This window comes from Streptomyces sp. GESEQ-35 (genome assembly GCF_017948485.1).
Lineage (GTDB): Bacteria > Actinomycetota > Actinomycetes > Streptomycetales > Streptomycetaceae > Streptomyces.
Map to the genome: position 1 here is coordinate 127052 of NZ_JAFFSX010000032.1, position 8918 is coordinate 135969.

Consider the following 8918-nt stretch of genomic DNA (forward strand, 5'->3'; position numbering starts at 1 on the left):
GCCGGGCCGGTCGGGGCCAGCCGCCCGGCCCGGCGGACACACCCCTCCCCCCATCCCCGCCGCGTTTCCAGGAGCCGTACGCCATGGGCGAGTCCACCATCGACCAGCTGACCATCGACCCGACCTGCCGCATCGAGTTCGGCCCCGGCCGCGTCGAACACCTCCCCGAGCTGATCTCCTCCCTCGGTCTGCACCGCGCGTTCGTGGTCACCGACCGTGGGCTGCGCGCCGCCGGCATCGTCGACCGGGTACTCAAGGCCCTGGACGCGGCGAGCGTGGAGCACGGCGTGTACGACGGGGTCGGCGCCAACCCCTCCACGGGCAACGTCGACGAGGGTGCCGCCCGGGCGCGGGCTTTCGGTCCTGCGGCCGTCGTCGCCCTCGGCGGGGGCTCGGTCCTCGACGCCGCCAAGGGCATCGCGCTGCTGTTCGGCAACGCCGACGCGGCGGCGGCCGACGCGGACGCCCTGTGGGACGCGCTCGACGGCCTGCCGCTGATCGCCATTCCCACCACCTCGGGCACGGGCGCGGAGACCAACGGCTTCGGCGTCATCGAGGACACCACCGCCTGCCGCAAGGTCTACATCGGCCATCCCTCGGTCAAACCGCGGATCGCGCTGCTGGACCCGGAGCTGACGCTCGGCCTGCCCGCCAGGATCACGGCAGCGACCGGCATCGACGCCCTCGTGCACGGCATCGAGTCCCTGGCCTCGCGCGGCGCCAACCCGGTCTCGGTGGCGTACGCGACCCAGGCGGTGGCCATGGTCGGGCGCTGGCTGCCGGCCGCCCACCGCGACGGCTCGGACCTGGAGGCACGCGGGCAGCTGATGCTCGGCGCCCACCTGGCGGGCCAGGCGCTGACCATCTCCGGCCTGGGGCTGGTCCACGGCATCGGCCACGCCCTGACCGCCCACACCGGCACCCCGCACGGCGTCGCGCTGGCCGCCGTCCTGGAGGAGGTCCTGGAGTTCAGCGCCCCGGCCGCCCAGGAGGCCTACGAGCAGACCGCCCGCGCACTCCACCTCGCCCCGCCCGCCGACGGCGACTGGTCACGCGCCGCGATCGACGCCGTACGCGAGATCTCCGGCGCGCTCGACATCAAGCAGCCCCTGCGCGACCTCGGCGTCCGCCCGGACCTGCTCCGCCCCATCGCCTCCGGCGCCCTCGCGGACGCCGTGACCCGCAACACGCCGCGACAGCCGACCGAGGAGCAGATCCTCGACATCCTCGACGCGACGCTCTGAGCCGGGGCTGCCGTCCGCCGGATGCCACGCTCACGCCGTCGGCCGGGGGAAGACCACCCGAAGCCTTTCGACTCGTCCGTTGCGGCGGAACATGAGCCAGGCCAGGGTCGGTGGGCAGCGGTGGACGGCACTGTGGTGGGTGACGTCCATTTCCCAGATGGCGATGGAGCGGCTGGCCACCACATGGCGCACGTGCTGGCGCACCCCGTCTTCCAGGTACTGGCGCATGACGGGAACGGGATGGACGCGCCGGCCCGGCCGGCTGAGTCTGCCGACCATCTCGGTCTCGGCCGGCCACAACTCGGAGATCTCCCGGGGCAGGGAACCCGATTTCCACGCCTCCATGGTCGCCACGGCCTCGTGCCTGCTGTCCTCGGTGAGAGTGGCGGCGTCGTCGTGCGTCTGCGTCGCGGTCGACAGCAGCACTCGGGCCAGTTTGGCCCGGGCCTGGTTGAGCCGGCTGCGCACCGTGCCCACCGGCACCTCGCAGGCTTCGGCGATCTCCTCGTAGGAGGTGATGCCGCTGAAGTGGCGCAGCATCAGCACCAGCCGTAGTTTCGGCGGCAGTTCCTCCACCGCGCTCCAGATCCAGTCCCGCATCGCGTGCTGCTCGATGAGCCGCTCGGGGTGCGAAGGCTCATGGTCGCGCAGATGCAGATGGTCCAGGCCGTCCAGGCCGGGAACCTCTCGCGTGGCGCGCAGGCGCGTGCGGGCGGCGTTGCGGACGACCGCCTTCAACCACGCACCCACGGCCGCGGGTTCTCGTACGTCTCCGATACGCCGCAGCGCGGTGAGCGCCGCGTCCTGTACGGCGTCCTCGGCGTCGGGGCCGTAGCCGAGCAGGCTCAGCGCCACCGCGCGCATCGGCGCCTGATGCCGGGCCAGCAGCAGACCGAGGGCACCGGTCTCGCCGGCCTGGGCCCTGCGGGTGAGTTCCTCATCCGTGGGCGGGTTGAGGGGTGGTGCCATGTCTGCACGCCTCCGAGGCGATCTGTCACGAACCTTGTGCTGCTTGGGAGTCGGGGCGGGTCCCCGGCACGGGGAGAGTGAGATTCGATGCGGCGAGGCCGATACGAACAGCGACAGCGGCGAAGCTCCCTGGCTTGTCTGTTCCGGAGTTGCGGGCGAAGCGCGGATAGGCGCCGCCGCTGATCTGAAGCCTCATCCGGTGACCGGCGGCGAATCGGTGTGCACATGCTCCCAGTTCGAGCCGGATCTTGCTGGGCTCCAGCGGTGCCGGGCTGAGCCGGGCGAATCGTTCGGTGATGACGCGCGAGCGGCTTCGGCCGTCGACGTCGCACAGCCGGACGAACACATCCGCGTGCGGGTTGTCGGCGGCGAACTCGAGCTCCACGGTGGGCGCGCCGATGACATCGACGGGTTCTGCGAGGGCTTCGGTGGTGAAGGTGAGGACGTCCGCGCGGCGTTCGAGGCTCCGGTTGTCGACCGTGCCCGCGTTGGCACGCATGTGCCGGCCGCCCACGGAGGGGGTGGGATCTGCCGGGTCGTAGCGGTACCCGACGGTCCCCTCGGCGGCGTGATGTCCCAGGCCGCCGTCCGGCCGCGGCCACAGGACACGCTCGGTTCCGGCCGGCGGCCAGTCGGGAAGCCGGAGCCACGTTCGGGCTCCGGTCTGGTAGATCTGCACGGGGGCTTCGGCAGTCGCGGCGTCACCGCCCAGGTTCTGGTCGAGCCAGCGCACCAGTTGCCGGTCGACGACTCGCGCTGCTTTGGCGGCGGTGTCCATGTGCGTCCATGGCCCGATCGTCAACGCGACCGATGGATTGTGGCGGCGCAGCGTCCGGTACTGATGGAGGGTCTGGTCGAGGAAGACGTCCTGCCAGCCGCCCAGGAGCAGAACCGGGACGTCGACCTTCTCCAGAGCCGAATCGGCCCGGTATCCGGCCCAGAAGGGGTCGTCCGCAGCGGAGTGGTCGAGCCAGTCACTGAACCAGGCCGCCGCCGTGCCCTTGAGCGCCGATGCGGCTGCCTCGGCGGGTGTCGGCTCCGCCCACGCGGCCGCGAGCCGGCGCCGGGCGGTGACCAGGCCGCGCAGCCCCCGCAGACCGCCGTCGCCCTGAGCCCCGACCATAGCGCTCCAGGTGAGAAGGTCGGCCAGCGCGAGAGAGCCGGTTCCGTACATCGCCTGCTGGAAGTCGTGCGGGCCCACCAGGACTACGGCAGCCCGCAGTTCCGGCGGCGGGTCCTGAAGCAGCGCCCACTGGGCCCAGCCGAGATACGACCCGCCGAACGTGGCCAGGTGCCCGTCGAACCACTGTTGCGCCCGCAGCCACTCCAGGGTGTCCTGCGCGTCCTGACTCTCCTGGACGATCGGCCGGAACATCCCGGTCGATCCGGCCGTGCCACGGACGCTCTGCACCAGTACGTGATAGCCGCGGGCGGCGAGCATCCGGCCGTGCGTCCAGTTCAGCGGCACACCACGGCCGTAGGGTGAACGGATCAGTACCGTGCCCCGCGGGTTCTGCTCGGGGATGTAGTGGTCGGTGAGCAGTTCGGCGTCATCACGGGTCGGCACCCGAATCCCCGAACGGATGCTGTACCGCGTACGCACCGGGGGCAGACCCAGCGTCTTCCCGTACAACGCCCCCAGCGCACGGGCCGGCGGCCCGACCTGTCGGGATACTGCCATGACGTTCTCCTCCCGGCGCGAGACCGCCGACCGGTTCACGCAACCACGCCGACCATGTGGAGAAGGTATCTCCACTTGGCGTCATCAGGGAAATTCGGCGCTAAGACGGAACGCGAGCGAACCCTCTCATAGATGAGAAGCACCACAAACAGGGTCACAAGGTCCAGTCATCGAATTCTCCGGCAGTCGCCGGTACAGCCCGCAGAAAGGGTTCCCCGCCACCTTCGAAGCGGTGGCGCGGCGCTGTCCGCTGCCGTGATCTGCGCTCCCGCGCTCACCGACGCGCCCCGTTCTCCGCGCTTCTGCACTACCCGCGCGTGGCGCGGCAAGCCTTGCGCACCACCTGAACCCCACCTGCTGAAGGGTCAACTCTCCATGCGAATCGGCACCGTTCTCAAGCGCACCGCACCCGCGCTGGCTATAGGAACAACGCTCGCGATCACCGCCACCAGTCGCGCGGATGGTGGTGCGGCCGTGGTTGATCCGCACCCGCGTTGAGCAGGCGACGGCCATCACGTAGCCGGTCCCACGTGCCTCCAGGGCGGCACGAAGCTGCGGGTCCTGTCCGTACACTTCGTCGCCGGTCACCCACGATGCCTGCACCCCGGCGTCCAGCGCGGCGGCGATCATCTCCCAGGCCAGGCGGGGTTTGGTCTGAAACCGCACCTCCTCGGGTATCCCCGCCGCGTGGCGGCGCTCGGCGTCAGCGCACCAGGAGTGCTCGGGCAGGTAGAGCCTGCGGTCGATCAGCGTCCGCCCCCGGCTGGTGGCATAGGCGCGAGGAAGACCCCGACCTGGAAGTTCTCGATGCGGCCCGCGGTGCCGGTGTACTGGCGCTGGACGCCCGCCGAAGCCCGGCCCTTCTTCACGAAGCCGGTCTCGTCCACGATCAACACACCGCCGTCGGCGCCGAGGTGTTCGACGGCGTAAGCGCGGATGTCGTCGCGGACAGCGTCGGCGTCCCAGCGGGCGTAGCGCAGCAGGCGCTGCATCGGCCCCGGCCGGGCCGGGCCGGCCTGTTCGGCCAGCTGCCAGCAGTTCTTCCGCTCGGCACGCGACAGCAGCCCGAGCAGATAGGAGCGGGCACTCGCCCGGGGTTCAACCCGGCCGAAATGTCCCGCGATCCGGGCCATGGCCTGGTCGAACATCGCCCGCCGGCGGGCGGGGTCTACGCTATGGCCAGCGGCCACCGCACGATCTTCGTTTGTCCACACACCAACCGATGATCACGCGGTGGCCGTACCCGTTCCCGGCCGGGTGCGGCCACAAAACTGGAGTATTAGGAGCCGGTCACTGTGGGGTAGTCCGTGTATCCCTCCGCGCCACCCGCGAAGTGCGTGTCGCGGTTGTCGGCGGCGAGAGGGTGGCCGTGGGTGAATCGATCGACGAGGTCTGGATTGGCGATGAAGGGGGCGCCGAAGGAGACCGCGTCGGCCAGTTGCCGTTCGAGGATCTCGTTGCCGCTCGCTTGTGTGAAGCCGAGGTTGGCGATGATGGCGCCGTGGTAGTGGGCGCGGTAGCGGGTGAATGCGGTGAGGGTGTCGTCAGTTCCCGTGTCGGGTTCCGGGCCGAGGAGGTGGAGGTAGGCCAGGTTGCTGCCGTTGAGGCGCCTGAGGAGCTGGTCGTACTCGGCCAGCGTCTCGGAATCTGCGGTGAAGGCAGGCCCGTGATTCCAGTAGGGGGAGAGTTTGATTCCGATGTGGTCGCTGCCCCACACGCTGCTGACGGCGTCCACGACGTCGAAGAGGAACTGGGCCCGCTTCTCACTGCTGCCGCCGTAGGCGTCGGTGCGCTGGTTGAGGCGTGGGTTGAGGAACTGGGCCACGAGATGGGATATCTGGGCGTGGATCTCCAGGCCGTCGAATCCGGCGCGCAGGGCGTTGACGGCTGCCTGGCGGTAGGAGTCGATCGTGGTGGCGATCTCCGCGGCGCTCAGGGCGCGTGGCGTGAGGGAGTCCTTCGGGCCGTCGGGGGTGAAGGACATTTGGTGGGGATTGATCGCCGAAGGGCCGGCGGGGAGCCTGCCGCCGTGGTGGTCCGGGTGGGAGGCGGCGCCGGCGTGGCCGATTTGCGTGACGATCATCCCTCCCGCGGAGTGCACGGCTTCGGTGACCTTGGCCCAGCCGGCGGTCTGGGTGTCGGTGTAGATGCCGGGGACGTTGATGAAGCCGATCGCGTCCGTGCTGACCCAGGCCTCTTCGCCGATGATCAGGCCGGCGCCGGCGCGCTGCGCGTAGTAGGTGGCGTGCAGGTCGGTGGGGGCCAGTTCCTCGTTGTCGGCCCGGGAGCGCGTCATGGGAGCCATGACGACGCGGTTGGGCAGCTTGAGCGCGCCCAGTTGAACAGGCTGCAGGAGGGGCCGGGTGCCGGGTACTGAGGTCAGGTCGGACATGAGGATCTCATTCGTAATGGAAGGCGCTCCTCGTGGGCATGAGGAGCACGAGCGGGTTGGTGGGATCAGTCCTGCTTGAGGGCGTGGAGGGCGGACAGAGGGCCGCCGAGCTGGATGAGGCGTCCTCCCTCGCGCAGCGTTCCGAGGTCGACAGGGGCGAAGCCGAACTCGGAGGTCAGGACCTTCACCGTGTTCTTGGCGTCGGCGTCGTCGCCGGCGAGGAACAGCACCTGCCGCCCCGCCTCGTGGCGGGGATCGGGTGCGATGAACTGCCCGTAGAGGGCGTTGAAAGCCTTGACCACGCGCGCGCCGGGAAGCAGGGAGGCCACGTATTCGCTCCCGGTGAGGTCGCCCAGGTCGGCGATCTTCAGGTTCGGGGGATAGGAGGCGAACTGGTTGGTGGCGTCGATGACGACGGTCCCGTCCCGGCGGGGGAGCCCGGCGACGGCGTCAGGGATCTGCGGCCAGGGCACCGCGAGCACGACGAGGTCCGCGACGGCGGCCTTCGCAGGGGTTGCGGCCGTCGCGAGCGCGCCGAGGTCCTTGACCAGCGGGGCCAGGGAGGCAGGTCCTCGGCTGTTGCTGAGCACGACCTCGTGGCCGTGACGGATCGCATGCCGGGCGATGGCCTGGGCGACTTCTCCAGCTCCGAGCATTCCGATCTTCATCAGGCGGCCTCGTTTCCGGAGTCGGCCGTCTGCGGTGTGGTGAGCAGGACGGTTCCGCTCTTGGCCGGGCGGCGGGCGTGCTCGATGGCCGGCTTGAAGTCGGCGAGGTCGTAGCTGGCCGCGACGTCAAGCAGGTCCGGCGTGCTCTGCGCCAGGTCCTGAGCGAAGGCGACATCCTCAGCCCGCTCCCTGGGGGTGCGGCTCATCCAGTGCAGTATCGACACTCCCCGCACCGTCAGCTCCCGCGCCATGAGAGGCAGCGCCTCAAACGGTGTCGTGCCAGAACTCAGATGTCCGTAGGAGATCAGAGTGCCGCCGTCGGCGAGCAGTTCGGCGAGGTCCTGGGTCATGGCACCGCCGACACAGTCGAGGACCACATGGACGCCCCGCTCGCCGGCATGGCGGCGGACTTGTCCCTGCCAGTCGTCGTCGCATGTCGCGATCACGGGCTGGGAGGGGTACAACGTCCGCACCTTCTCGGCACCGGAGGTGCTGCGCACGAGGTTGATCAACTGCAGGTCGTGCCGGACCGCGGCTGCGCTGACCAACCTGCCGATGGACGAGCCGGCGGCGGTCTGAAGAACCGGACCCGTCTGCCCGCGCAGGGCCTTCTCTATTGCGCGATACAGCATGCACAGCGTCAGCGGGTTGACCAGCATTAGGGCTGCAGTCTCGTCGCTGACTCCGGCTGGCACCGGCACTGCCAGATCGGCTGGGACCACGACGAAGTCGCTCCATGTTCCCGGCGCCGGGAAAACCGCCACCCGCTGACCTGGGCGCAGTGTGCGGACGTCCGCTCCGACGCTCTCGACGACGCCCATCCCCTCCACTCCGGGAGTCCGGGCCCCCGACTGCTGTTCGGGCTGCCCCGGCAGACCCTCCACACCGACCAGGTCCCCCGGATGGATGGGCCGGACCAGCATGCGGACCAGAACCTCTCCGACGCCGGGAGTCGGCCGGTGGCGTTCCTCCCTCAGCGTCAGTACCTGTACGGCTTCCCCTTGGCGGGTGTACTCCACGGTGCGCATAAGCGCCTCCACTCACTCTTTGATGATGAGCATCATTAAACAGAATGATGAGGAGTAACATTGAAAACGTCAAATACTGCCGACGCAGGAGGGCGGCCATGCCGCGGATCACCAGGGAAGACAAGGCCAGGAACCGGCAGAACATCGTCGAGGCGGCAGGACGCATGTTCCGCTCGCAGGGCGTCGATTCCGTAGGGATCGCCGAACTGATGAAGGAAGCAGGCCTGACCCATGGCGGCTTCTACAACCACTTCGCATCCAAAGGCGATCTGGCCGCCGAGGCATGCGGTGCCTCGTTCGAAGCCTCTCTGGGCGCTCTGGACCAGGCCCTTGAGGAAGGCGCCGATCTCACCGGCCCACCGCTGAAGCGAGTGGTGGACAACTACCTTTCGGCCGCCCACCGCGACGCCCCGGACGGCGGCTGTCCCTCCGCCTCCCTGGTCACCGACGCCGGACGGCACAGCGACACGGTCCAGCGCGCCTACGCGAGCGGCGTGGAGGGATACCTCACCGGCTTCGCCCAGGAGTTCGCCCGCGAGCACGAAGGGGAGATCACCTCACAGGAGGCGCGGGACCGTGCGGTGCTGCTGTTCAGCCGACTCGTAGGGGCAATGGCCCTCGCCCGCGCAGTGAGCCACGTCCAGCCTGAACTGTCCGACGAGATTCTGCGGACCTGCCGCGCCCACGCTCTCGACTGACCGACTGACCGATTGTCAGCTGGAGGGAGTGCCCACGCTCGTGCGCCGACTGGTGCAGGGGACAGCTGCCGAGAGGACAGCTGTCATCTTCCGCCAGGCAGCCGCTGGAGAGGGCTACTGATCTCCGGCAACCCGCCACCTGGTTGCCGCTCCTACCGAGTCTTCGGTGTAGCGGGCTGCCGTCGGGTGCGAGCGCCTTGAGATCGTTTGGTGCGGTGAGCCTCGCGCTTATCCGCTC

At 69.6% G+C, this 8918-nt stretch carries 7 protein-coding genes and 1 pseudogene; 2 read left to right on the forward strand and 6 right to left on the reverse strand.

What is annotated here, in order from left to right; translation table 11 throughout:
• The first annotated feature begins 83 nt into the window (after nucleotides 1-83).
• The gene (locus KCH87_RS41690) at nucleotides 84-1244 is read left to right on the forward strand and encodes an iron-containing alcohol dehydrogenase family protein (protein ID WP_210593134.1); all 1161 of its coding nucleotides are present in this window, start codon (nucleotides 84-86) and stop codon (nucleotides 1242-1244) included.
• 30 nt (nucleotides 1245-1274) lie between these two features.
• Here the strand turns inward: KCH87_RS41690 and KCH87_RS41695 are convergent, their stop codons facing one another.
• The 6 genes and pseudogenes from KCH87_RS41695 to KCH87_RS41720 form a co-directional block, all read right to left on the reverse strand.
• Nucleotides 1275-2213: an RNA polymerase sigma factor gene (locus KCH87_RS41695; RefSeq protein WP_210593135.1), complete on the reverse strand. Its 939-nt coding sequence runs from the start codon at nucleotides 2211-2213 to the stop codon at nucleotides 1275-1277.
• Nucleotides 2214-2238: 25 nt separating this feature from the next.
• Entirely contained in the window at nucleotides 2239-3894 is a 1656-nt protein-coding gene (locus KCH87_RS41700; protein WP_210593136.1) for a CocE/NonD family hydrolase, read from the reverse strand.
• A gap of 465 nt (nucleotides 3895-4359) precedes the next feature.
• Nucleotides 4360-5042: pseudogene (locus tag KCH87_RS41705) on the reverse strand (IS701 family transposase); the annotation flags it as partial.
• 131 nt (nucleotides 5043-5173) lie between these two features.
• The gene (locus KCH87_RS41710; protein WP_210593137.1) at nucleotides 5174-6286 is read right to left on the reverse strand and encodes an alkene reductase; all 1113 of its coding nucleotides are present in this window, start codon (nucleotides 6284-6286) and stop codon (nucleotides 5174-5176) included.
• A 65-nt stretch (nucleotides 6287-6351) separates the two neighbouring features.
• The gene (locus tag KCH87_RS41715; RefSeq protein WP_210593138.1) at nucleotides 6352-6954 is read right to left on the reverse strand and encodes an NADPH-dependent F420 reductase; all 603 of its coding nucleotides are present in this window, start codon (nucleotides 6952-6954) and stop codon (nucleotides 6352-6354) included.
• The gene (locus KCH87_RS41720) at nucleotides 6954-7982 is read right to left on the reverse strand and encodes a zinc-binding dehydrogenase (RefSeq protein ID WP_210593139.1); all 1029 of its coding nucleotides are present in this window, start codon (nucleotides 7980-7982) and stop codon (nucleotides 6954-6956) included. The genes KCH87_RS41715 and KCH87_RS41720 overlap by 1 nt, the downstream gene beginning before the upstream one ends.
• Before the next feature lie 98 nt (nucleotides 7983-8080).
• Between KCH87_RS41720 and KCH87_RS41725 the strand changes: the two genes are divergently transcribed.
• Nucleotides 8081-8680, forward strand: coding sequence for a TetR/AcrR family transcriptional regulator (locus KCH87_RS41725; protein ID WP_210593140.1), 600 nt, complete (start codon nucleotides 8081-8083; stop codon nucleotides 8678-8680).
• The last annotated feature ends 238 nt before the right edge of the window (nucleotides 8681-8918 follow it).